The organism is Arthrobacter sp. 05L428 (assembly GCF_056397665.1).
On the sequence record NZ_JBFTNW010000002.1, the window covers coordinates 110,612 to 133,076 of the forward strand.

23 protein-coding genes are annotated in these 22,465 nt (G+C 67.6%); 7 read left to right on the forward strand and 16 right to left on the reverse strand.

Going from position 1 to position 22,465, the window contains the following annotated elements:
- The first annotated feature begins 11 nt into the window (after nt 1-11).
- Together AC1DH3_RS06865 and AC1DH3_RS06870 are read left to right on the forward strand one after the other, a co-directional pair.
- A complete protein-coding gene (locus AC1DH3_RS06865) occupies nt 12-2,348 on the forward strand; it encodes a glycoside hydrolase family 65 protein (RefSeq protein WP_476908894.1) in 2,337 nt (778 codons plus the stop codon).
- A gap of 128 nt (nt 2,349-2,476) precedes the next feature.
- Nucleotides 2,477-2,782, forward strand: a complete 306-nt coding sequence (locus AC1DH3_RS06870) for a putative quinol monooxygenase (RefSeq protein ID WP_476908895.1) — start codon at nt 2,477-2,479, stop codon at nt 2,780-2,782.
- A gap of 19 nt (nt 2,783-2,801) precedes the next feature.
- On the opposite strand, the gene AC1DH3_RS06875 is transcribed toward AC1DH3_RS06870, so the two are convergent.
- Entirely contained in the window at nt 2,802-3,524 is a 723-nt protein-coding gene (locus AC1DH3_RS06875) for an HAD family hydrolase (protein WP_476908896.1), read from the reverse strand.
- A 73-nt stretch (nt 3,525-3,597) separates the two neighbouring features.
- Between AC1DH3_RS06875 and AC1DH3_RS06880 the strand changes: the two genes are divergently transcribed.
- The gene (locus tag AC1DH3_RS06880; RefSeq protein WP_441418073.1) at nt 3,598-4,293 is read left to right on the forward strand and encodes a FadR/GntR family transcriptional regulator; all 696 of its coding nucleotides are present in this window, start codon (nt 3,598-3,600) and stop codon (nt 4,291-4,293) included.
- Here AC1DH3_RS06880 and AC1DH3_RS06885 read toward each other — a convergent pair.
- The 4 genes from AC1DH3_RS06885 to AC1DH3_RS06900 are packed head-to-tail and all read right to left on the reverse strand — an operon-like array spanning nt 4,290 to nt 7,164.
- On the reverse strand, nt 4,290-4,949 hold the full coding sequence (locus AC1DH3_RS06885) for a transaldolase family protein (RefSeq protein WP_476908897.1): 660 nt from the start codon (nt 4,947-4,949) through the stop codon (nt 4,290-4,292). The two genes, AC1DH3_RS06880 and AC1DH3_RS06885, sit on opposite strands and share 4 nt — an antisense overlap.
- A gap of 8 nt (nt 4,950-4,957) precedes the next feature.
- Nucleotides 4,958-5,377, reverse strand: coding sequence for a D-ribose pyranase (gene rbsD, locus AC1DH3_RS06890; protein WP_476908898.1), 420 nt, complete (start codon nt 5,375-5,377; stop codon nt 4,958-4,960).
- Nucleotides 5,378-5,387: 10 nt separating this feature from the next.
- The gene (locus tag AC1DH3_RS06895) at nt 5,388-6,341 is read right to left on the reverse strand and encodes a ribokinase (RefSeq protein WP_441418070.1); all 954 of its coding nucleotides are present in this window, start codon (nt 6,339-6,341) and stop codon (nt 5,388-5,390) included.
- Between the two features lie 25 nt (nt 6,342-6,366).
- Entirely contained in the window at nt 6,367-7,164 is a 798-nt protein-coding gene (locus AC1DH3_RS06900; protein ID WP_441418069.1) for a sugar phosphate isomerase/epimerase family protein, read from the reverse strand.
- 271 nt (nt 7,165-7,435) lie between these two features.
- Here AC1DH3_RS06900 and AC1DH3_RS06905 point away from each other — a divergent pair, with 271 nt between their 5' ends.
- The 3 genes from AC1DH3_RS06905 (at nt 7,436) to AC1DH3_RS06915 (ending at nt 11,113) form a co-directional block, all read left to right on the forward strand.
- Nucleotides 7,436-8,962: a sugar ABC transporter ATP-binding protein gene (locus tag AC1DH3_RS06905; RefSeq protein ID WP_476908899.1), complete on the forward strand. Its 1,527-nt coding sequence runs from the start codon at nt 7,436-7,438 to the stop codon at nt 8,960-8,962.
- Nucleotides 8,959-9,975 carry an ABC transporter permease gene (locus AC1DH3_RS06910; protein ID WP_441418067.1) on the forward strand — a complete coding sequence of 339 codons (1,017 nt, stop codon included), beginning with the start codon at nt 8,959-8,961 and terminating at the stop codon, nt 9,973-9,975. The genes AC1DH3_RS06905 and AC1DH3_RS06910 overlap by 4 nt, the downstream gene beginning before the upstream one ends.
- Before the next feature lie 154 nt (nt 9,976-10,129).
- A complete protein-coding gene (locus AC1DH3_RS06915; protein ID WP_441418066.1) occupies nt 10,130-11,113 on the forward strand; it encodes an ABC transporter substrate-binding protein in 984 nt (327 codons plus the stop codon).
- 117 nt (nt 11,114-11,230) lie between these two features.
- On the opposite strand, the gene AC1DH3_RS06920 is transcribed toward AC1DH3_RS06915, so the two are convergent.
- The 11 genes from AC1DH3_RS06920 to AC1DH3_RS06970 form a co-directional block, all read right to left on the reverse strand.
- Nucleotides 11,231-12,226: a phosphotriesterase family protein gene (locus AC1DH3_RS06920; RefSeq protein WP_476908900.1), complete on the reverse strand. Its 996-nt coding sequence runs from the start codon at nt 12,224-12,226 to the stop codon at nt 11,231-11,233.
- On the reverse strand, nt 12,223-13,137 hold the full coding sequence (locus AC1DH3_RS06925) for a shikimate dehydrogenase family protein (RefSeq protein ID WP_476892968.1): 915 nt from the start codon (nt 13,135-13,137) through the stop codon (nt 12,223-12,225). The genes AC1DH3_RS06920 and AC1DH3_RS06925 overlap by 4 nt, the downstream gene beginning before the upstream one ends.
- Nucleotides 13,134-13,769 carry a bifunctional 4-hydroxy-2-oxoglutarate aldolase/2-dehydro-3-deoxy-phosphogluconate aldolase gene (locus AC1DH3_RS06930; protein ID WP_476908901.1) on the reverse strand — a complete coding sequence of 212 codons (636 nt, stop codon included), beginning with the start codon at nt 13,767-13,769 and terminating at the stop codon, nt 13,134-13,136. The genes AC1DH3_RS06925 and AC1DH3_RS06930 overlap by 4 nt, the downstream gene beginning before the upstream one ends.
- The gene (locus tag AC1DH3_RS06935; RefSeq protein ID WP_476908902.1) at nt 13,769-14,737 is read right to left on the reverse strand and encodes an NAD(P)-dependent oxidoreductase; all 969 of its coding nucleotides are present in this window, start codon (nt 14,735-14,737) and stop codon (nt 13,769-13,771) included. The genes AC1DH3_RS06930 and AC1DH3_RS06935 overlap by 1 nt, the downstream gene beginning before the upstream one ends.
- Complete coding sequence (xylB, locus tag AC1DH3_RS06940; protein ID WP_476908903.1) at nt 14,737-16,239, reverse strand: xylulokinase; 1,503 nt, start codon at nt 16,237-16,239, stop codon at nt 14,737-14,739. Before xylB ends, AC1DH3_RS06935 begins: the two co-directional genes overlap by 1 nt.
- A gap of 18 nt (nt 16,240-16,257) precedes the next feature.
- Complete coding sequence (locus AC1DH3_RS06945) at nt 16,258-16,842, reverse strand: glucose-6-phosphate isomerase family protein (protein ID WP_441418060.1); 585 nt, start codon at nt 16,840-16,842, stop codon at nt 16,258-16,260.
- Nucleotides 16,843-16,967: 125 nt separating this feature from the next.
- A complete protein-coding gene (locus AC1DH3_RS06950) occupies nt 16,968-17,804 on the reverse strand; it encodes a GntR family transcriptional regulator (RefSeq protein ID WP_441418059.1) in 837 nt (278 codons plus the stop codon).
- Between the two features lie 83 nt (nt 17,805-17,887).
- A complete protein-coding gene (locus AC1DH3_RS06955) occupies nt 17,888-18,739 on the reverse strand; it encodes an amidohydrolase family protein (protein WP_441418058.1) in 852 nt (283 codons plus the stop codon).
- Complete coding sequence (locus AC1DH3_RS06960; RefSeq protein ID WP_476908904.1) at nt 18,736-19,692, reverse strand: aldo/keto reductase; 957 nt, start codon at nt 19,690-19,692, stop codon at nt 18,736-18,738. The genes AC1DH3_RS06955 and AC1DH3_RS06960 overlap by 4 nt, the downstream gene beginning before the upstream one ends.
- Nucleotides 19,689-20,018: an L-rhamnose mutarotase gene (locus tag AC1DH3_RS06965; protein WP_441418056.1), complete on the reverse strand. Its 330-nt coding sequence runs from the start codon at nt 20,016-20,018 to the stop codon at nt 19,689-19,691. Before AC1DH3_RS06965 ends, AC1DH3_RS06960 begins: the two co-directional genes overlap by 4 nt.
- 4 nt (nt 20,019-20,022) lie before the next feature.
- The gene (locus AC1DH3_RS06970) at nt 20,023-21,342 is read right to left on the reverse strand and encodes an enolase C-terminal domain-like protein (protein WP_476908905.1); all 1,320 of its coding nucleotides are present in this window, start codon (nt 21,340-21,342) and stop codon (nt 20,023-20,025) included.
- A 193-nt stretch (nt 21,343-21,535) separates the two neighbouring features.
- Here AC1DH3_RS06970 and AC1DH3_RS06975 point away from each other — a divergent pair, with 193 nt between their 5' ends.
- Complete coding sequence (locus tag AC1DH3_RS06975) at nt 21,536-22,396, forward strand: fumarylacetoacetate hydrolase family protein (protein WP_476892964.1); 861 nt, start codon at nt 21,536-21,538, stop codon at nt 22,394-22,396.
- Nucleotides 22,397-22,465 lie beyond the last annotated feature (69 nt).

Genomic DNA, 22,465 nt, shown 5'->3' on the forward strand with positions numbered 1-22,465 from the left:
GGACCCCAACCATGGCTCTCATCACCTCGGACCGCGCCAGGTTCCCCAATGACCCCTGGCAGCTCGTGGAAACCGTCCACCTGCCGGGCAATGCCGGAACGCTGGAGACGCTCTTCAGTCTCGGCAACGGCCACCTCGGCATCCGGGGCGCCCACTGGGCGGCCGCCGACGCCGAGCTTCCGGGCAGCTTCATCAACGGCTTCCACGAGATCTGGGACATCAAGCACGCGGAAAATGCCTATGGCTTCGCCCGCACCGGCCAGCGCATCCTTTACGTTCCGGATGCCAACAACTTCGTCGTGGTCATCGACGGCGAGATGCTCACGCTTGAGGAATCCACGGTGCTGGACTACCGGCGCAGCGTGGACTTCGCCACCGGCATCTACGAATGCCGGATTACCTGGCAGTGCCGTTCCGGCGCCACCGTGACCACCACGGAACGCCGCGCGGTGGGGTACCAGGCGCGCGGCGCCCTCGGCATCTCGCTGGAAGTTGCGGCGGACCGGGACATCTCCGCGGACGTGACCTCCGCCGTGGTGAACCGGCAGGACCAGCCGGTAGAGGACCACTCGGCGCATGACCCGCGCCGCGCCGGCCGGCACGCCGGCCGCGTGCTGCTCCCGGTAAGGCTCGACGGCGGCGACGGTTCGCTCCGGCTCTCCTGGGAGGCCGCCGAGTCCAAGCAGCGGCTCGGTATGGCCGTGGACCACTGGACCTCCGCCGGAGTCCAGCCGTTCGACACCCAGGTGGACCAGGACGACAGCAGCGTCCGCTACGTCCTGGCCGTCAGCGCGGATACACCGTTCGTGCTGGAGAAGAGCGTCTCCTACGCCGTGGGACGCGCCGCAGCCGCGGATGAAGACCTCGCCGACACCGCCGAGCGGGCCCTGTTGCCAGTCGCCGAGATCTTTGCCCAGAGCGTGGCGCATTACCGCGACTACTGGACCACCAGCGACATCGTGGTGGGCGGCCAGGCCGAGCTGCAGCAGGCCATCCGCTGGAACCTTTTCCAGCTGGCCCAGGCCACGGCCTGTGCAGACGTGGCCGGCATTCCGGCCAAAGGCGTTTCCGGCTCCGGCTACGACGGGCACTACTTCTGGGACCAGGAGGTGTACCTGCTGCCCTACCTGACCTACACCAGCCCCGCCAACGCCCGCCAGGTCCTCGAGTTCCGCCACGACCTGCTCCCTGAGGCCAGGGTCCGCGCCAAGGAGCTCAGCGTGGACGGCGCCCTGTTCCCGTGGCGCACCATCAACGGCCTGGAAGCCAGCGCCTACTACGCCGCCGGCACCGCGCAGTTCCACATCGCCGCCGCGGTCGCCTTCGCCACGAACCGCTACATCTGGGCCAGCGGTGACGCCGGGTTCGAGGAGACCCTCGGCTCCGATCTGCTCATCGAGACCGCCCGGATGTGGGCCTCACTGGGCTTCTTCGGCAAGGACGGGCTGTTCCACATCCATGGCGTGACCGGCCCGGACGAGTACACCGCCGTCGTCAATGACAACCTCTACACCAACGTCATGGCCCGCTTTAACCTGCGCGCCGCCGCGGCGCTGGACCACCCGGGCATCGACGACGCCGAGCGTGAGGTCTGGGAGCAGGCCGCGAACCGGATGCAGCTGCCCTACGACGAGGACCTTCAGGTCTACTCGCAGGACAACGACTTTATGACCCTGGAGCCGTGGGACTGGGACACGCCGCGGTCCAAATACCCGCTGCTGCTGAATTTCCACCCGCTGGTGATCTACCGGCATCAGGTGCTCAAGCAGGCGGACACGGTGCTGGCGATGTTCCTGCAGTGGCAGGACTTCACCGCGGAGGAAAAGCGCCGCGCCTTCGACTTCTATGACCCCATCACCACCGGCGACTCCACGCTGTCCGCCTGTGTGCAGGGCATCATGGCCGCCGAGGTCGGTTATGGCAAGGCCGCGTTGGACCACTTCATCCACGCGCTGTACATCGATCTGGACGATACCCACGGCAACACGATCGACGGCGTGCACATCGCCTCCACCGGCGGGGTCTGGAGCTCGCTGGTCAGCGGCTTCGCCGGCCTCCGGGACCAGGGCCAGGTGCCGTACTTCGATCCCCGGCTGCCGGCCGAATGGGATTCCCTGTCCTTCCACCTGAAACTCCGCGGCGGCCTTCTGCATGTCGAGTTGGACCACGCGGCGCTCCGGCTGACCGTCCGGGAGGGCGCGCCGCTGGACGTCGACGTGCGCGGAGAACGGTTCACCGTGGGCAGTGAACCGGTGGCCGTGCCGCTACACGCCGTGGTGAGCCCGGAGCCAACCGTGTTCCCAGGGCCGGCGACGGCGTCGATCCCGGTTGTGCGCGCCGTCAACTAACGGGTAGCGGCCGCGGCGCCCGTCCGGCGCGCAGTCATTACGGGGGGAGTGCCTGCGCCACCGCGTCAACGCTTCGCTCCGACCGCCTGGACGGCTAGAGTCGGATCCACCGAGGGAGAGGAATGCCAGTGCCTGTTGCTTTGTATGCTGAATTTACGGTCAAGGCCGGGTCCGAGGACCGGGTCGCGGAGATGATGGCTGAGTTGACTGCCAGGGTTCGCGGGGAGAGCGGGAACATTGTCTTCGATCCGCACACGCGGCGTGAAAATCCGAATGCCTACTTTGTCTATGAGATCTACCGCGACGAAGAGGCATTCCGGGCGCACATCGCCGCGGACCACAGCAAGGCCTTCAACGCCGAACTTGGCGCCCTGATCGAGGAAGACGGCTCGGAGCTCAGCTGGCTCACCCCGGTGGCGGCAACCGAATCCTAGGCGCTCCCGGACCCAGGCGCTACGACCCTTGGGGGCCTTCGGCGCGGCCGTGGTCCGGGGCGGCGATGACCGCATGCAGGTCGGCGACGCCGCGGCCTGCCAGGGTGGGCCAGATCGTCAGTCCGTCGGCGGCCGGCAACGGCGCGAGGTGCGGGACACCGACCGTCGGTAGTCCGGCTGCCCGGGCCGCGCGGGTTCCGGGCAGCGAGTCCTCGATGGCGACGACCCTCCGGCGGGAGAGCCGCGGCCGGGTGCGTTCGAGGTGGCGGAACGCGGTCTGGTAGGCCTCGGGATGCGGCTTGCCCTGGGTAACCATGTCCCCGGTCACCGCGAGTTCGAAGCTGTTGGCCGGAAAGTGGTTCAGGATGTCGCCAACGATGTGGCGATGGGACATGGTCACGAGCACGCATGGCACGCCGTGCGCCCGGAGGCCGGCCAGCAGCTCCGCGGCACCCGGACGCCAATGAACGCTTTCGCTGATGCGGTCCCGGACGCCTTCCATGACCCGCCGGGCGATCTCTTCGAAGGACAGGCGGACTCCCGCGCGTTGCAGGACCTTGATCGAGTCCGCCTGGGACCGGCCCATGATCGACAGCGCCTGGGACTCTGTCCAGGTTCCACCGAAGCTCTCGACCAGTTCCGTCTGTACCGCGGTCCAGTGGCGCTCGGTGTCCACCAGCGTGCCGTCGAGATCCCAGAAGACCGCCTCGAGTTCAATCCCCTGGCTGCGGATGGGTTCCACGCGGCTCCTTGTCTCTGTGACCGGTCCGGGTTGGCGGCATCGGGCCGTTCCGGTGGTGAACTATGCTGGGCGAATGGCCCTAACGGATGATGCGATCGCCAGAATCAAGGACATGATTCTCACCGGCGAGTTGTCGCCCGGAGACAAACTCCCTCCGGAAAATGACCTGAGTGAAAAGCTGGGGCTCTCCCGCAGTTCCCTGCGGGAAGCCGTGAAGGCCCTCGAAACCATCAGGGTACTGGATGTCAGACGCGGTGACGGGACCTATGTCACGAGCCTCGAGCCGGCCCTGCTGAAGGAATCCGTGGCGTTCATGGTGGATCTCAGCCGTGATTCCTCGGTCCTGGAACTACTCGAGGTACGGCGGATCCTGGAAGCCTCGGCGGCCTCGCTCGCGGCGCAGGCGATCTCGCCGGAGCAGCTCGCGCTGCTGCACAAGGAGATCGACGACGTCGACGTCGAGTCGGCGGAAAACCTCGTCGAACACGACCTGAACTTCCATGCGCTGATCGCCGAGGCCTCGGGCAACTCCTATCTGGCGAGCCTGCTGTCCGGGCTCAACAGCCGCACCGTGCGCGCCCGGGTGTGGCGGGCCCTCACGGAGCAGGACGCCGTCGCCCGGACTCTCGCAGAACACCGGGCGATCGCGGACGCGCTGGCGAACCACGATGCCGACCTGGCCCGGGCGCTGACGATCGTCCACGTCAGCGGCGTTGAACACTGGCTCAGGCGCTCCCTGCCGGCCAAACCGGAACGGCCCGGGTCCTAGCCGCCCACCTCCATCCGCGCGGATTCGGCTTCGAAAACCTCCACCGCGGCGGCCGTCAGCGGGTCCGCGAAGAACTTATGCCACGTGGCCGGTCCGAAGGTGAAATGGGAGACCCCCAGCCGTGCCAGCGCCGAGATCTGGGCCGTCTCCCGCAGGCTTGCCACCAGGAGTTTCAGCGGCGAGGCCCCGGCGGTGATGCACTGCTGGATGGCGGCGATCTCTCCGGCCCCGTCCCGGCCGGCGTCGTTCATCCGGCCCAGGTACGGGGCCAGGAACTCCGCGCCGGCAGCCATGGCGGGCAGCGCCTGCTCCCGCGCATAGACGGCCGTGACCAGCACCCGCACACCCCGGTCCGCCAGCGCCCTGGCCGCCGCGACGCCCTCTGCGGTGGCGGGAACCTTCACCACGAGGTTGTCGCCCAGCGAGTGGATCCAGTCGCCGCGGTCCTCCAGCTCGGCCCGGGTGGAACCCCAGGACTGGACGAATACCGTGCCGGCGCCGGCCGCGGAGGCCCAGTCGACCAGCTCAGGAATCTGTCGGTTGAGCACACCCGCGCCGGCGAGGATGCTGGGGTTCGTGGTCAGTCCCGCGAACAGGCCGCTGCGCAAGAGCGGTTCGGCCTCGGCCCGCGTGGCCGTGTCCAAGTAGAAGTGCATGGCCCCGCCTAGTCCTTGCCCGGGCCGTAGGCAACGCCGGCGTGCAGGATCACGTTTGCGTACGGAGTGAACTCGCCCGAGCGTACGGCCGCGCGGGCTCCGGACGTCTGCGCCTTGAACTCGGTGTGCGGCACGAACTCCGGCACGATGCCGGCCGTTTCGAGGCGTTCCAGGATCTGCGCCAGCATCGCCGGACTCGCCTCGCGGAGCTCTTCGGCCAGAGTCGCACCCTCGATCACCAACTCTGCCAGCACGGCATCGAGGACCTTGAGGAACGGCGGTTCGGAGGGGAAGTAGGCCAGATCCACGCGCTCGACCCCGGCCGGGATGGGCAGGCCCGCGTCGGTGACCACCAGGGTGTCCGTGTGGCCGGTCTCGGAAACAATGCGCGACAGCTGCCCGTTCAGGATTCCTTGGTTCTTTCTCATGCGGGTACTCCTAGTAGCTCGGGACGTTGTCGGAAAGGAACAGCTCGACGTCTGCCGCGGAGGGAAGGCTGGGTGACGCCCCCTTCTTGGTCACGGCCAGTGCCCCGGCAGCCATGGCGCGCCGGATCGCGTCGTCAATGGGCAGGCCGGCAGCAAGCGAGGCGCCAAGGTAGCCGGAGAACGCGTCCCCGGCGGCCGTGGTGTCCACCGCCGTGACAGGGAAGGACTCGAAGACGGCCTGCCGGTCGGCAGTGACCAGGACCGCGCCGGCGGAGGCGAGAGTGATGATGGCGCCGCCGGTTCCCTGGGCCAGAAACCACTCTCCGGCGCGGATGGCGCTGGCCTGGTCCGTGACCGGAATCCCGGTGATCAGGCTCGCCTCCGTCTCGTTCGGGGTCACATAGTCCACGCTTGCCCAGGTCTGCTGGTCCAGCGCGGCGGCCGGCGCCGGGTCCAGAATGACCGTCAGCCCGGCCGCCCGGGCTGCCCGGACCGCGTGCGCGGCCGCTTCCCGGGGGATCTCGAGCTGGGTCAGCAGTACCGATGCCCTGGCCGCCAGCCGCGTGATCGCGGCGGTGATCTGTTCCGGCCCCAGATGGTCATTGGCGAGCGGCACCATCACAATGTCGTTTTCGCCGGAGTCGTCCACCCTGATGTGGGCGATTCCGGTGGGAGCTTCGACCACACGCAGCTCGCTGGTGTCGACGCCGTGGTCCTCCAGCCCTCCCGTGACCAACGGCCGGAAGAGGTCGTTGCCCACGCACCCCACCATGAAGGAGGGTGCGCCGGCGAGGCCGCTCGCGACGGCCTGGTTGGCTCCCTTGCCTCCCAGCAGCAGGGTGAACTCCTCGCCGAGGATGGTTTCCCCTCTTTTTGGCAGTCTTTTGGAAAAAGTCGTGACGTCCGCAGTGATGCTGCCGACGATGATGACGCCTTGTCGGCCGTTTCCGCTCTGGTTTGTCATATGTCAGTCCTTATAGATCAGATGTTTAGTGCTTTGCGATGGAGGCGACCGACTCCAGCTGGCCCCGGATAAAGTCGTTGGCGTGGGCGCCCAGGTCCGCCGAATCGTCCCACAGGTTGCGCCAGACGCCCAGGGTGTTGCTCAGGTGTTCGTCCACCACGGCGGAGGAGAAGGATTCGAAGACCACGGGGCCGTCGTAGCCGGTGAGGGCGAGGCCGCGGAAGAAGGCGCCGAAGTCCACGTTGCCGGAGCCGAGGTAGCCGCGGTGGCTCTCGCCGATGTGCACGTAGCCCAGCTTGTTGCCCGCCGCCAGCACGGGGCTCAGCAGGTCCGGCTCCTCGATGTTCATGTGGTACGTGTCCAGATGCAGGTAGACGTTGGGGTGGCCGATCTCCTCGATGAACCCCAGGGCATGCCTGCCGGTGTTGAGCAAGTTGCTTTCGTAGCGATTCACCACTTCCAGGCCGAGGCGGATGCCGAGAACTGCTGCGCGCTCCGCGAGCCGCCGCAAGGCATCGGCGCTGTTGCGCCGGCCTGCTTCAGTAGCGGGCCTGGAATACTTCTGCATGGCGCTGTAGATCACGCCGCACAGGTAGTCCGCCTCAAGATCGTGCACGATTTCCAGGCACTTGTTCAGGGTCTCTTCGCCCCTTGCGACCACGGCCGGATCCTCGCTGCTGAGGTCGGTCTGCGCGGTCAGACCTAGCGAGGCGGTGGCGGCCAGCCCTTGTTCCTTGAGGGAGCGGGAGGCCTGCTTCGGGTCGAAGGACCATGGGTCCATAAGCGGGATTTCCAGTAAGTCGAAGCCGGCTTCGGCCGTCATTCGTGCTGACTCCGCGAAAGAAATCGGGTCCAGCGAGCCGTTCCAGACTAGGCTGTGGCAGCCAATCATCATATGTTTCTCCCATAACGATTTCTAGACATCCGACCAAAGGGTGTGTTTTAGGTCATATTTGACCTTACTCTAGTTATGGACCAAGGATAGATACATCGAGATACAAGTTGAGGCCGGCAGTGTTGCCGGCCGTCGTCCGAAATCCACCGAGTACCGGCCGCAAGGCACCAGCGTTATCTCCGAAGAAGTAGGTGAGACAGTGGGTGAACCACTACTGAAGGTCGAAGGGATCAGCAAAAGCTTTCCCGGCGTCCAGGCTCTGAGTGATGTCCACTTCGACGTCCATAAAGGCGAGGTTATCGCCCTCGTCGGCGAGAACGGCGCAGGAAAGTCCAGCCTGATGAAGATCCTCTCCGGCATCTACCAAAAGGATGCCGGGACCATCTACCTCGAAGGCGTCCCGGTCCAGATCGACGGCCCGCGCCATGCCCAGGAACTCGGCATCATCATCGTCCATCAGGAAATGAACCTGATGTCCCACCTCACGGTGGCCCAGAACATTTACATCGGCCGCGAGCCGAGGCGTCTCGGCGGCCTTCTGTTGGACGAGAAGAAGCTGAACCGGCAGACCGCCGAACTGCTAAGCCGGCTTGGGATCAAGGAATTCGCCCCGACCGACCTGGTCGAGAACCTCACCGTCGCGAAGCAGCAGATGGTCGAGATCGCCAAGGCGCTGTCCTTCGACGCGAAGGTCGTCATTATGGACGAGCCGACGTCGGCCCTCACCACCTCGGAGACCGAGACCCTGTTCCGCCTGATCGGGGACCTCCGCGACCGCGGCGTAGGCGTGATCTACATTTCCCACCGGATGGAGGAGCTGAGGCGGATTACCGACCGCATCACCATCCTGCGCGACGGGAAATACATCGCGACCATGGATACCGCCACGGCCAGCCAGCACGAAGTGATCAAGCTGATGGTCGGCCGGGAGATCGACGAGAACGCCCGACCGGAGAACGTCCGCCGGGACAACGTGGACGACGTTGTCCTGCGGGTGGAAAACCTCAGCACCCGGAAACTGCTCAAGGACGTCAGCTTCGAGCTGCGGCGCGGCGAGATCCTGGGATTCTCCGGACTGATGGGTGCGGGCCGGACGGAACTGGCCCGGGCCATCATCGGCGCGGACCGGATGACCGAGGGGCGGATCTTCGTCAACGGCAAGGAAGTCAAGATCGGCCAGCCCGCCGACGCCGTCAAGCAGGGGATCGGCTACCTGTCCGAGGACCGCAAGAGCCTGGGCCTGCTGCTGGACCGTGACGTGAACACCAACATCCTGCTGTCCTCGCTGGGCAACTACACGAATCCCGTCGGGTTCATGAAGTCGGGCTCGGGCAAGGGCACCTCGCAGAAGTACATCGACTCGCTCCGGATCAAGACGCCGTCGATGTTTGCGACCACGAAGAACCTCTCGGGTGGCAACCAGCAGAAGGTCGTCATCGCCAAATGGCTGGCCCGCGACTGCGACATCCTCATCTTCGATGAGCCGACGCGCGGCATTGACATCGGTGCGAAGGAAGAAATCTACCGCTTGCTCAACGACCTGGTGGCGCGGGGCAAGTCGATCATCATGATCTCCTCGGAACTGCCGGAGGTCCTCCGGCTGTCCCACCGGATCATGGTCATGGCCGGAGGCCGCATCACCGGGGAAATCGACAGCGACGGTGCTGATCAAGCAACAATCATGGACTACGCCACACGTGTGGAGCAGCAGGGAGCGGAAAAATGAGCGAAGTAAAGTCTGAACCGCGCACGGAGGCGCCCGCGGGCGCGGTCAAGCGCGAATCACCCAGGGGATCCTTCCTGCGCCAGCGGCTGCAGCAGTCGCTGGCCTTCGGAACCCTGATCGTCCTGCTTGCCTTCTTCTCCTTGGCCAGCGGCAACTTCTTCACCTGGACGAACATCTCCGGAATCCTGCTGTCCACCGCGGTGATCGGCATCCTGGCGTTCGGCACCACACTCGTGATCATCACCTCCGGAATCGACCTCTCGATCGGAACGGGCATGACGTTGTGCTCGGTGGTCACGGGCCTTTTGCTGGTGAACCTGCAGCTCCCGCTGTACATCGGCGTGCTGGGCGGCATCGCAACGGGCGCCTTGATGGGCCTGATCAACGGCCTGAACGTTTCCATCCTGAAGCTTCCGCCGTTCATCGCCACCCTGGCCATGATGCTGATCGCCCAGGGCCTTGCCCTGGTCCTCTCCGGCGTTCGGCCGATCTACTTCAGCAAGGTGCAGGGCTTCAAGGACATCGCCCTGGGCCAGCTCATCCCGGGCCTGCCCAACGCCGTCCTGATCCTGGTCCTGACCGGCATCGCGGCGTACCTGGTGCTCGGCAAGACCCTGCTGGGCCGCTACATCTTCGCGATCGGCAGCAACGAGGAAGCCACCAAAATTTCCGGTGTCAACACCGGCAAGTGGAAGATCCTCGTCTACACGGTCGCGGGCATCTTCACCGGCGTGGCCGGCGTCGTCATCGCCGCCCGCCTCGACTCCGCGCAGCCGCAGCTGGGATCCGGCTACGAACTGCAGGCCATCGCCGCCGTCATCATTGGCGGAACCTCCCTCCTCGGCGGCCGGGGCTCGGTCCTCGGCACCCTTATCGGCGCCCTCATCATGAGCGTGCTGATCAACGGCCTGCGCATCATGTCGGTGCAGACCGAGTGGCAGACCGTCGTGGTGGGCATCGTGATCCTCGTCGCCGTGTTCACCGACTCGCTGCGCCGCCGCCGGGAGGCCTAGGCGGGGCCCGCCGCAGCCCACCAGGCCGGCGACCGGGCCACGGAAAAATTAGTTCCAAAAATAACTTGTATCTACCTGTACTTAACGTTCGAAACCAACAACAATGGTCAAGGGCCCGCAATGTTGCCGGCCCGCTCACTGGATGGAGATTTACATGAAACTCGGTAAAAAGACCCTCGCGGCGGGCGTCCTCGCCGCAGCTCTTTCCTTGACCGCCTGCGGCGGCTCCGGCAGCGCGACCCCCAGCGGCGGGGGCGATGGCGGTACCCCGTACGTGGCCATGATTTCCAAGGGCTTCCAGCACCAGTTCTGGCAGGCTGTGAAGAAGGGTGCCGAGGATAAGGCCAAGGAACTCAACGTCAAGATCACCTTCGAGGGCCCGGCTGCCGAAACCGAAGTCGATTCGCAGCTGCAGATGCTCCAGGCGGCCATCGACAAGAAGCCGACGGCGATCGCCTACGCCGCCCTGGACCCGGAAGCCTGTGTCCCGGCGATTGAGCAGGCCAAGGCAGCCAACATCCCCGTGGTCCAGTTCGACGCCGGCTGCAAGAGCGACTACCCGGTGAACCTGGCCAAGACCAACAGCATGGATGCCGGCGCCATGGCGGCCGACCACATGGCTGAACTGATCGGCAAGAGCGGCGAGATCGCCGTCGTCGGCCACAGCCAGATCAACAGCACCGGTGTGGAACGCCGCGACGGCTTCCTGAACGAGATGAAGGCCAAGTACCCGGACATCAAGGTTGTCGACGTCCAGTACGGCGACGGTGACCACCTGAAGTCCGCGGACATCGCCAAGGCGATGATCCAGGCCCACCCGAACCTCAAGGGCCTCTACGGCACCAACGAGGGCTCGGCCGTCGGCATCGTCAACGCCGTCACCGAACTCGGCCTCAAGCCGGGCAAGCTCACCGTCATCGGCTTCGACTCCGGCAAAGCCCAGCTCGACGCGATCCGCAGCGGTCTGATGGCCGGCGCCATCACGCAGGATCCGATCGGCATGGGTGCCGCCACGGTGCAGGCCGCGATTGACGCCTCCAAGGGCAAGTCCATGGCGAAGGTCACTGACACCCCGTTCTACTGGTACGACAAGAACAACATGGACGACGCCAAGATCGCAGCTGTCCTCTACCAGTAAGCTGCTCCACCACTAAGCAGCGGCCGCTGCACCTGGCAGCACACACAGAGAGAGGCCCCGGATTTCTCCGGGGCCTCTCTCTGTGTGTGCTGCGGCTGGTCGGCGGACCGGCGTTGCCTAGTCGGGCTCGGGGCCGGTGCGCCACTGCAGCACCCGGGCGGCGTTGCCCACCAGGATCCGGTCCACCGCGGCAGCGCCGACGCGGTCCGCGAGCCGCGGAACGAAGCGCTCGGAGAGGTAGGCCAGGCCGGGCATCCCGCCATAGGAGACGTACCTGGTGCGCCGGGCGACGTCGCCGCCGAGCAGCAGGCGGCCTCCACCGCCGCCGGCGATGACCTGCTCGGCGAGGGTGATGATCTCCGCGTCCGTGCGGCCCTTGGGCCGGGCCATGCCGTCGTAGCCCAGGTAGGCGCCGCGGGAGGCCAGCTCGAGGTGCAGCCCGGCGTCGGGGTTGCGGTCGGCGTGGGCCAGGACCACGCGGGACTCCGGGACGCCGGCGGCGGCCAGGAGGTCGAGCAGTTCGTGGGCTGCCGTGCAGAACTCCAGGTGGACCATGATCGGGGCGCCGGTGACGGCGTGGGCCACCGCCACGGCCGCCAGCACGCGGCGTTCGAAGGCCGTGATGGACCAGTAGCCGATCCCGGCCTTCAACAGCCCAGCGCGCACCGGCACCGGGCCCGAGACGGCAGCGCCGGCCTCCGGGCCGGAGACGTCCGCCGATGGCGCTGCGGATTCGTCGGGTGACCCGCAGCCTGCCGTGAGCTCAATGGTGAACCGCCGGGCAAGTTTCTCTTCCCGCTCCCCGCGCAACCAGTGCCCTTCGGGGTAGTGCGCCTCCCGGTGGGCACCCGTGGTGGCGACGATGTGCAGCCCCGCGGCGGCGGCGATGCGTGCCGCCGCCGCGGGATTGCGCCCCAGGCCGAGCGGGGTCGCCTCCACCATCGCCGCCATGCCGGCGCCGCGCAGCAGGGCTGCTTCCCGGCCGGACAGCGCCTCGTCGTCCAGCTCGTCCCCGGGCAACAGAGGAGAGGACTGGAACAGGTGCTCGTGGTAGTTCGTCGGTCCGAGCGACGCCGGTTCGATGTCGCCGAGGACGGTGCGGACAAAGGTCATCTTGCGCTGGCCGCGGCTTCGGCCAGCTGGTCCAGCAGCTGGTCGGTGAGTTCGACGTCGAACACCTCGGCGATGACCTGGCTCCAGCCGTGGATGAAATAGCGCCAGCCGTCTACGACGGTCAGCTGGCGCCGTTCCGCCTGTTCCCGGGCCTGGGCCAGGAACTCGAGGGAGCCGCGGTAGTTGAACTCCCACACGATCGCGTCCCGGGGAAAATCGACGCCGTCCGGGAGGGGCGATCCCGGCCGGTCCTTGCCGAGGCCGCTGGCATTGACCACGAGGCTGCCCGCCGGGGCTTCGGCCATCACCCGCGCGGTGTCCCCGGGGCCCTCGATCAGCCGGTACTCGAAGAGGGCAGCGGGGAGCTGGCCCCGGGCGTGGACGTCGGCCAGGTGCTGGAGCCGGACCGGGCTGGTGTCGGTGCAGACAATCTTCTCCGGCGCGTCCGTGTGGCCGGCCAGGTACCAGCTCAGGGCGGTTCCGGCGCCGCCGGCGCCCAGGCAGATAACGTGCGCGCCGGTTTCCTTGAAGTGGCCCGGCGGCAGGAATTCCTCGAGCGCCAGGCCCGCGGTGATGGGGTCCTTGGCGTGGCCGATGAGACGGCCGTCCCGCTTGGAGATGCTGGAGATTTCGCCGCAGAGCCGGCCGAACTCGTCAACCTCGTCGAAAAGGTCGTGGGCGGCCTGGTAAAGGTCCATCTTGTGGGTTGTGACCAGGGCGCCGCGGTGGTCCTTGTCGTCGCGAATCCGGGTGACGAGCTCCCGGTACTGTTCCCGGCTGGCCCCCAGGGGGAGGTCGTGGCCGGTGAGCCGGTCGGTGGGCAGCTGGAGGATCCGGGCCCACTGCGGAAAGATCTTCATGATCGAGGACCCCGAGGTGGTCACACCGACAAATCCCATGTAGCCGTTCATGCAAGCGTCCTTTCCAAGGCGGCGCTGAAGTTGAGGGCCTTCTCGCGGACCAGGTCGTAGCGTCCGGCAGCGAGGTCTGCGGTGGAGCAGAGGTCGCCGCCGGCCCCGACGGCGACGGCTCCGGCGTCGAACCAGTCACCGATGTTGCCGGGGGTGACCCCTCCGGTGGGCATCAGGGGAACGTCCGGCAACGGGCCGCGGAGCGCCCGGAAGTAGGAGGGGCCGCCAAGGGAGGCGGGGAAGATCTTGACGACGTCGGCACCCAGGCCGACTGCGGTAAGAACCTCGGTGGGCGTCAGGGCACCGGCCATGACGAGGGATCCGGTGGCCTTCATTGCCGTCACGGTCCCGGCGACGGTGCCGGGGCTGACGAGGAACTCCGCGCCGGCGTCGACGGCGTCCTCGGCCTGGGCCCGGGTGAGGACGGTGCCGGCGCCCAGGTAGATCTTGTCGCCGTATTCGGCGCGCAGGGCGAGGATGACGGCGGGGGCATCCGGGGTGGAATAGGTGATTTCCAGTCCGGTCACACCCCCTTCCAACAGGGCGGCGGCGCCGCGGATGGCGCTCTCGGTGCTGGGAGCCCGCACGACGGCGAGGATCCCGGTCTGCCTGAGTTTGAGGAGGTCGGCCATTAGTTCACTTTCGTAGGAGTCGGGCTGACGGGGTTGGGCGGCGTCCGCCCTTCCAGGACGGCCAGCAGGTTGTCCACGGCGATGGACCCCATGCCGTCGACGGCCTGGACGGTCTGCGCCCCGAAGTGCGGAGTGATGACCACCCGGGCCGCGAGCTGCGGATCGAGCACGGGGGAGTCCTGCCCGCTCGTGTCTCCGCGCAGGGTGTCCGCGGCGAAGGCGGCGAGCACTCCGGTGCGCAGGGCCTCGGCGACCGCCTCCTCATCCACAAGTTCCGGTCGGGCGGTGTTGACCACGACGAGCGGTTTCGCAGCGGCGGCCAGCCAGGCCGCGTCGATGAGCTGCTGGCCACCCGGGGCGTGCAGGGAGATCACGTCGCAGGTGGCCGCCATTTCCGCCAGGTCCAGGGGCTCGGCGCCGAGGCTCCTGATCAGCTCGGGTCCCATGAACGGGTCCGAGGCGTACACGGGGGAACCGAATCCGGAGAGCAAGCGGGCCACGATTTGCCCGATCCGGCCGAAGCCCACCAGGCCCACGGTCAGCGAGCCCAGCTCGCGGCCCCGGATGACCGACCAGTCCCGGTTCCGCACCCGGCGGTCGCCCTCCGGAACGGTGCGCAGGACGGACAGCATGAGTGCCAGGGCATGCTCGGCGACAGCATTGGAATTGGCGCCGGGGGTGTTCGTGACCACCACGCCCCGCTCGGCTGCGGCCCGGACGTCCACGGCTTCGAACCCCACCCCGTAGCGGGCCAGGACTTTCAGCCGCGGCGCCGCGTCCAGGTGGGCCGCGGTGACCTCGCCGGTTCCGGCGATCCACCCGTCCGCCACCGCCAGATCGGCGCCGATGGCGTCCAGGGAGTGGTCCGAGGGGCCACTCCGAACGGTGTGGCCGCGGCTTTCCAGGCGGGAGACCAGGTCTTGTTCGCCGGAGGAGAAGGAGCGGGAGGTGACGAGGATGACCGGCATCAGTGTTTCCCCCGGCGGGTGGGGAACCACGGTTCCAGCTGGCCGTAGGCGTCGAGGAATATCTGGTGGGCGGCCGTGTAGCGCTCGTGCGCTTCGCGGTCGGGCTGGAACTCGGCCGTCACCCGGGACAGGTCCCGGGCGACGCTGAAGTCGTCCACGAGTCCGAGTCCCACGCTGGCGGTCACGGCGGCGCCGAGGCTGTTGGCCTCTTCGACGATGCTCCGGCGCCGGACGGTCACGCCCCAGACGTCGGCCATGATCTGCAGCCAGGTGTCGCTGGCCGCACCGCCGCCAATGGCGTCGATCCGGCTGATGGCCGCCCCGGCGTCGTTGAAGGCGTTGACGCACGTTCCCAGGTTGAAGGCCACACCCTCGAGGACGGAGCGGATCATGTTCGCACGGCCGTGGTGCATCTCGAGGCCGACGAACGCGCCGGCGGCCTGGGGGTTCCAATAGGGAGAGCGCTCGCCGAGCAGGTGCGGCAGGAAGTACAGTCCCGACTCGCTCGCAGTTGCCCCGGCCGCTTCGGCAATGAGCCGATCAAAGCGGTCCTTCTCGCCGCGGTCGGAAAACAGTCCGACGGCCCACTGGAGGGACGCGCCGCCGGCCTGCATGGTCGCGGTCGGGACGTACTTCCCGTCAATGACATGGTCGAACGTCATGGTCCGGCGGAGCGGGTCGATCAGCGGCGCGGCCGTGACGATCTGCACCCACGAGGAGGAGCCAAGGTAGACGTACGCCTGGTCGTCCTCGGAGACGACGCCGGCGCCTACGGCCGCGACCGGGCCGTCACCGCCGCCCATCACCACCGACGTCGAGGTTCCCAGGCCGGTGGCCGCCGCAGCGGCGGAGGTGAGGGGACCGACGACGTCGGTGGACTTGAGGATTTCGGGAAACAGTGCCGGATCGATCCGGGCGGCGGTCAGCATCCGCTCGGACCAGGTTCCGGTGGTCTGGTCGTAGGCGTTCGTGGCGGAGGCGTCGGAGTGATCCGTCGCGAGCCGCCCGGTGAGACGGTGCACCACGTAGTCCTTGGCAAGGCAGACGTGGCGGACCCGGCTGAAGACCTCGGGCTCGTTGTCCCGGACCCACATGACCTTGCTCAGCGAATAGGTGGGGTTGATCCGGTGGCCGAGCATGGCGTAGGCCTCCTGCTCGTCGAAGGCCCCGGCCAGTTCGTCGGACTGGGCGACGCTCCGGTGGTCGGCCCAGATCAGGGCGGGCCGGACCGGCGCGTAGTTGCCGTCGAGGAGTACGGCCCCCATCATCTGCCCGCCGACCACCAGGCCCTGCACCGATGACGGATCGACGCCGGTCTCGGCCAGCAGTTTTTGCGTGGCCTGGACCACCGCGTTCCACCAGACGTCGGGGTCCTGCTCGGCGCGGCCGCCGGCAGCGAAGTGCGGCTCGTAGCCAATGGTGACGGCCCGCAGGAGGGTTCCGTCAGCCTCGTGCAGGGATGCCTTGTTGCCCGTCGTGCCGAGATCGTGAGCGATGATCATGGGACCGGTCCTTCCGTCTTAGGCCTGTGCTGCGAAGAAGGGTGCGAACTCGTGGCCGGAGTCCGCGGAGTAGACGCGCTGGCCCATGCCGTGTTCAAGGACCCAGCCGTAGTCGTGGCCCGCGCAGCCCGGGTAGACCGCGAGGAACTTGTAGGGCTCGGAGCCCACGTTGATACTGCGGTGCGCCCAGCCCGGCGGAATGTAGCCGATCACGCCGGGGGCCATGTCAACCCAGGAAGTGTTCTCGCCGTCGAACATCAGCAGCCCGCCCTGCCCGGAGATGCCCAGGTAGATTTCGCCCTGGTGGTTCGGGTGCTGGTGTCCCTTGGTCATCCAGAACTCCCCGGCGGTGGTGCCGGGCTGGATCGTGGTGATGGACTGCGGGAGTTCCCGGTCCGCTTCCGGCACCGGCGTGGAAACCACCGAGTAGACCACGGGGTTGCCGTTGGCGACGGCCTCGTTCCAAGCGTCCTTGTCCGCGAACAGGCCTTCAAGGTCCGACATGCGGCGTTCCAGCGTCGGGCCTTGCGGCGACAGAGTGCCGGCCTGCGCGTCGAAGCGGATGGTCATGGGCGGAACGGGGGGAGTGATGAATTCGCTCACGGGCAGAAGTCTCCTGAGGATCAGCAAATGGTCCGTTGCCGAAGCGGCAACCTGTAATTACAGGTTACATGCCCAGTGGGTCCTTGGGAATCGTCAGGAGGCGCGGGCCTGCCCGGCCCGGGCGTTCAGCCGGTGGTGACCCGGTGGAAGCCAGCCGTGCCGGAGCCCGCCGAGGCGGCGTCAATGACCACCTCAAAACGGCTCTGGTCTCCGCGGTGGTGGGCCACGAAGAATTCCAGCGGCCGGTCCGCCGCGTCGTAGACGATGCTCCGCAGCTGCATCAGCGGGGCGCCCTTCACGATGCCCAGCGCCTCGGCCTGCGTCTTGTTTGCCACCGTGGCCTCGACCGAGCGAATGCCGTGGTGCGCCCGGATGCCCTTGCTGGCCAGCAAGGCGTACAGCGACTGGTTGCGGAGGTCGGCCCCAAGCACGATCTCGGCCATGTCGCCGGGAAGGTAGGTCGTGGTGAGGGACCAGGGGGAATCCTCAACGTAGCGGAGCCGCTCAAGGGCGACGACGGGTTCGCCCGCTGGGATCCGGAGCGCCTCGGCCACCGTGTCGTCGGCCGGGACCAGCTCCTGGCGGCGGACATCGCTGTAGACGCTGCCGCCTCGGGATTCCACGTCCGCGTAAAGGCCGCGCAGGGTATGGACCAGGCTTTCGGAGACCTTGCGGGGGGCCACGAAGGTGCCCTTGCCCTTGACCCGTTCGATCACGCCGTCGTGTTCGAGCTGCCCGAGCGCCTGCCGGACCACGGTGCGGGAAACCCCGTACAGTTCGCACATCCCGTGCTCGCCAGGGAGACGGTATCCCGGTGCCAGCTTGCGGGTTGAGATTTCCAGGATCAGCTGGTCGCACAGCTGTTTGTACATCGGCAGCGATGCGTCCTTGACCATCTTGGCCGGGGAGGCGTCGCTCGGCACCGCGGTGTGCGCGGGGGCTGCGGCTGGGGGGTTTGTCATGGGAAGCGCCATTCTGTGCATCCGGCGTCGGCACGCCTGAAGAACATCTTAGACCGGGCGCCACAGGCCCCGGGCGGGAAAGATCAGGCTACCGTGCCGCGGCGATATACCCGCCGCGCCGTGGCGGCGAGGACGTTGTCCTGTTCGGCGGGGCTGAGCGTTTCGATCAGTTCCTTCAGCACCTGCCAGGTCTGCTGATAGCCGCCGGAGAGGACCGACACGGGCCAGTCGCCGCCGTACATGAGCCGTTCCGCACCGAACAGCTCGAGGGACTCGTGGAACACCGGCGCCAAGGCGGAAGCGTTATATTCTGCACCGGGAATATGAAGTCCGGAGAGCTTCGCCACCGTGTTGGGGCGGCCCGCACACGCGGTCAGTTCGCGGCGCCATCGCGCCATCGCGTCCGGGTCGGTGAGCGGCGGTTTGCCCAGGTGGTCCACGACGACGGTGAGCTCCGGCAGTGCCCCGGCCAGGTCGGCCGCGGCCCCCAGATGGCGCGGGAATGCGTCGGGGACGTCGAAGGGCAGGCCGGCCGCGGCGAGCAGGGAGAGCGATTCGCGGACCGGGGCGAGGGCGAGGAAGCCGTCCCGCGGGTCGTCGTGGACCAGGTGCCGGACCCCGCAGAACTTGTCCGATTCCAGCCACTGGTCCAGCTGGGCCCCTGCGCGGGCGGGCGAGTCCAGCTGGATCCAGCCGACCACCCCGCGGATCCACGGCTCGGCATCCGCCGTTTCCAGCAGGAACCCGGTGTCCTCCAGCGTGTCGTCCGCCTGGACGAGGATCGCCTCCGCCACGCCGGCCGCATCGAGCTCAGTCCGGGCCTGCGCGGCGGTGAAGGTCCGCTTCAGCTCCGGCACCGAATCCAGCCAGCCATACCGGCTGCGGCCCAGGCACCACAGGTGCAGGTGCGAGTCCACCGTGGGCAGCCCGCTCACCGGGGAATCAGCCCCTCCGCTTCGAGCGCGTCCCAAAGGTCCCGGGGGAGCGCCCGGTCCATGCCGGCGATGTTGGCACTGATCTGCTCCGCGCCCCGCGCCCCGATGACCACATTGCACACGGCCGGGTGCCGCAGTGGGTACTGGATGGCGGCGTCGGGCAGGTCCACCCCGAACGAGGCGCAGACGGCGGCAAGCCGCCGTGCCCGGGCCAGCAGCTCTTGCGGCGCCGGTCCGTAGTTGTAATGGGCATCCGCCGGGACTTCAGCCGTGGCCAGGATGCCCGAGTTGAACACTCCGGCGGCGACGACGCCGACGCCGCGTTCGACGCATCGGGGCAGCAGCCCGGTCAGGGCGGGCTGCTCGAGCAAGGTGAAGCGGCCGGCGAGCATGACCAGGTCCAGTTCGGCGCGGTCGACGAGCGTGTGCAGGGCCTCCGCGGAGTTGGATCCCACCCCGATGGCCCGGACGAGGCCCTCGGCCTTCAACCGCTGCAGGGCCGGCAGGGCCTCACTGAGAGCGGCGTCCATGTCGTAGGCATCAGGGTCGTGCAGGTAGAGGATGTCCACCCGAGAGATGCCCATGCGGTCCAGGGAGTCCTCCAGGCTTTGCCGGATGCCGCGCTCGGTGAGGTCCCACCGCCGGGTGCTCCGGGCCGGGACGGCGAAGCCCTCGGTGTCCGGTTCGCCGGGCCGGAAGGCCGGATTGGGCTCCAGCAGGCGGCCGGCTTTGGTGGAGATGACGTAGTCCTCCCGGGGGCAGGTGCGGAGGAAGTCGCCGAGCCGCCGTTCCGAGAGCCCGAGTCCATAGTGCGGCGCCGTATCGAAATAGCGGATCCCGCCAAGCCAGGCGGCCTCCAGGGTGCGGCGGACGTCGTCGTCATCCATGCTCGAATACAGGTTCCCGAGAGCGGCGGCGCCGTAGCCCAGCCGGCCGAGGGGCAGTTGAGTCATTGCCGTGCAAGCTCCCACACCATCGGGATGCCGCGGTCCTCGCCCGAATAGTCGTCCTCGACCTCGAGGAGCTCGGCCATTTCCGCCTGCCAGGGGACGTTCGCAGGGTGCTCGGCCAGGAACTTGCGCATGGTGGCGTAGTCCTCGACCTCCACGACGTGGAAAAGTTCGCGTCCGCTGCGCCAGATCCGCCAGCTGTGGACGCCGATCCCGCGCATGGCGTCCGCGAGCTCGGCGGGAATCCGCGCATGGATCCGGTCGTAGTCGGCCTCGCGGCCGGGCTTGAGCCGGGTGTGCAGGGCGATGCGTTCCGGGGTTGTGCTCATCGGATTAGCCTGCCACAGCTTCAGCCGGAGCGGACCACGCCGGACCGGCCGGGAAGGAGAACTCAGCGAGCGAGTGCGCTCTCATTTCGCTGCCGCCGCCCGGGGCGGCCGGGGGCCAGTAGCGCCCGCCATGGACGTCGACCGGGACGACGAAGTGCTCATGGAGGTGGTCGACGAATTCGATCATCCTGCCCTCGAGTTGCCCGGAAACTGCCACGTAGTCGAACATCGAGAGGTGCTGGACGGCTTCGCAGAGGCCTACGCCGCCGGCGTGCGGGCAGACCCGGACCCCGAACTTGGCCGCGAGGAGCAGGATGGCGATGTTTTCGTTCACGCCGGCAACTCGCGCCGCGTCGAGCTGCAGCACCTCGAGGGATCCGGCCTGCAGCATCTGCTTGAACACCACCCGGTTCTGGACATGCTCCCCGGTCGCCACCGGAATCGGGGCGATGGCGCGGGCGATCGCGGCATGGGCCAGGATGTCGTCCGGGCTCGTCGGTTCCTCCACCCAGGCGAGGTCGGGGTCGCCGAGGCCGCGGATCCATTCGATGGCCTCCGTGGTGTCCCAGCGCTGGTTCGCGTCCACGGCGATCTTGATGCCCGGTCCGCAGGCGTCCCGGGCGACGCGCAGACGCCGGACGTCATCCGCCAGGTTGGCGCCAACCTTGAGCTTGACCAGCGGGAAGCCGTCCGCGACGGCCTCGCGGCACAGCCGGGAGAGCTTGGCATCGTCGTAGCCGAGCCAGCCCGGGGTGGTGGTGTACGCCGGATAGCCGGCGCGGAGCAGCTCGGACTCTCGACCCGGACGGCCGGTTTCTGCGCCCCGCAGGATAGCGAGGGCCTCTTCCGGGGTGAGGGCGTCGCTGAGGTAGCGGAAGTCCACCAGGTCAACCAGCTCTTCGGGCGACAGCCGGGACAGCAGCTGCCACAGCGGCAACCCGGCGCGTTTTGCCTTCAAGTCCCACAGGGCGTTGATGGCCGCCCCGATGGCCATGTGCATGATCCCCTTCTCCGGCCCCAGCCAGCGCAGCTGCGAGTCGTGCACCATGGAGCGCCAGGTACCGCCCATGTCATCGAGCAGCTCCTCGGCGTTCCGGTCCTGGAGATAGGGGACGAGGGCTGTCAGGGCGCTGGCCACCACTTCGGTGCCGCGCCCGATAGTGAAGACGAAGCCGTGGCCTTCAAGGTCGTCGCCGGCGTCGGTGCCGATCACCAGATAGGCCGCCGAGTAGTCCGGGTCGGGATTCATGGCATCCGAGCCGTCCAAGGACGACGACGTCGGAAAGCGGACGTCACTGACCGTGACGGCGGTGATGGTACTCACGTGGGAACTCCTCATGCTCCGGGCAGCCCCGGAATCTCGCGTCGCCCGGTCGGGCGGTGAATTCGACAGTAAACATCCGATGTATGGCTTGTCAACGACGGTGTGGTCTGTATTGTGGTGTGCGACACCTTTCCGCGCGGCCGGTCCGGCCGCCGGGTTAGCGGCGGGCAGAGTTGCCCGATTTGGAGGAAGTGTGAAGTTGGTTCGCTTGGGCCCCGCTGGTGCGGAACGCCCCGCCGTGATTGCTGCAAATGGCGCAGGTACGGAAAAGACATATGATCTATCTCCCCTGACTTCGGACATCACCGGCGAGTTCCTTGCCGGCGGGGGAATTGCCGCCACGCGGAACGCCCTGGAGCGCGGAGAGCTTGAGCCGCTGGATCCCGCCGGCCTCCGGGTCGGCGCTCCGATCACCCGTCCGTCCGCGGTCATCTGCGTGGGTATGAACTACGCCGCGCATGCCGCCGAATCCGGGGCGCTGCCGCCCGAGGTTCCCATTATCTTCCTCAAGACGCCCAACACAGTCGCTGGCCCGGATGATGCGGCGTTCATCCCGCGCAATTCCACCAAGACCGACTGGGAGGTCGAACTCGGGGTGGTGATCGGCCGGCGCGCCAGCTACCTCGGCTCGCCGGCCGACTCTGCCGCGCACATCGCGGGCTATCTGGTTGCCAACGATCTGTCCGAGCGTGCCTTCCAGATCGAGGAGTCCGGCGGCCAGTGGTCCAAGGGCAAGTGTTCGCCCGGGTTCTCCCCGCTCGGGCCGTGGCTCGTGCCCGCCGACGAGGTCGATCCGGGCAGGCTCCGGCTCCGCAGCTGGGTCAACGGCGAGCCCCGCCAGGATTCCAGCACGGCTGACATGGTCTTCCCGGTCGACTTCCTGATCCACCACCTGAGCCAGTACCTCACCCTCGAGCCCGGCGACGTGGTCCTCACCGGCACCCCGCAGGGCGTGGCGCTCTCCGGCAAGTTCCCGTACCTCAAAGCCGGTGACGTCGTCGAGGTCGAGATCGAGGGCCTGGGCCGGCAGCGGCAGGTCTTCGCGCAGTCCTGAACAGCCGCCGCGCCAGCCTGCCTCACCGGGCCTGACCGGCCCGGCAGGCGGCGAGCAAGCAATTAAATG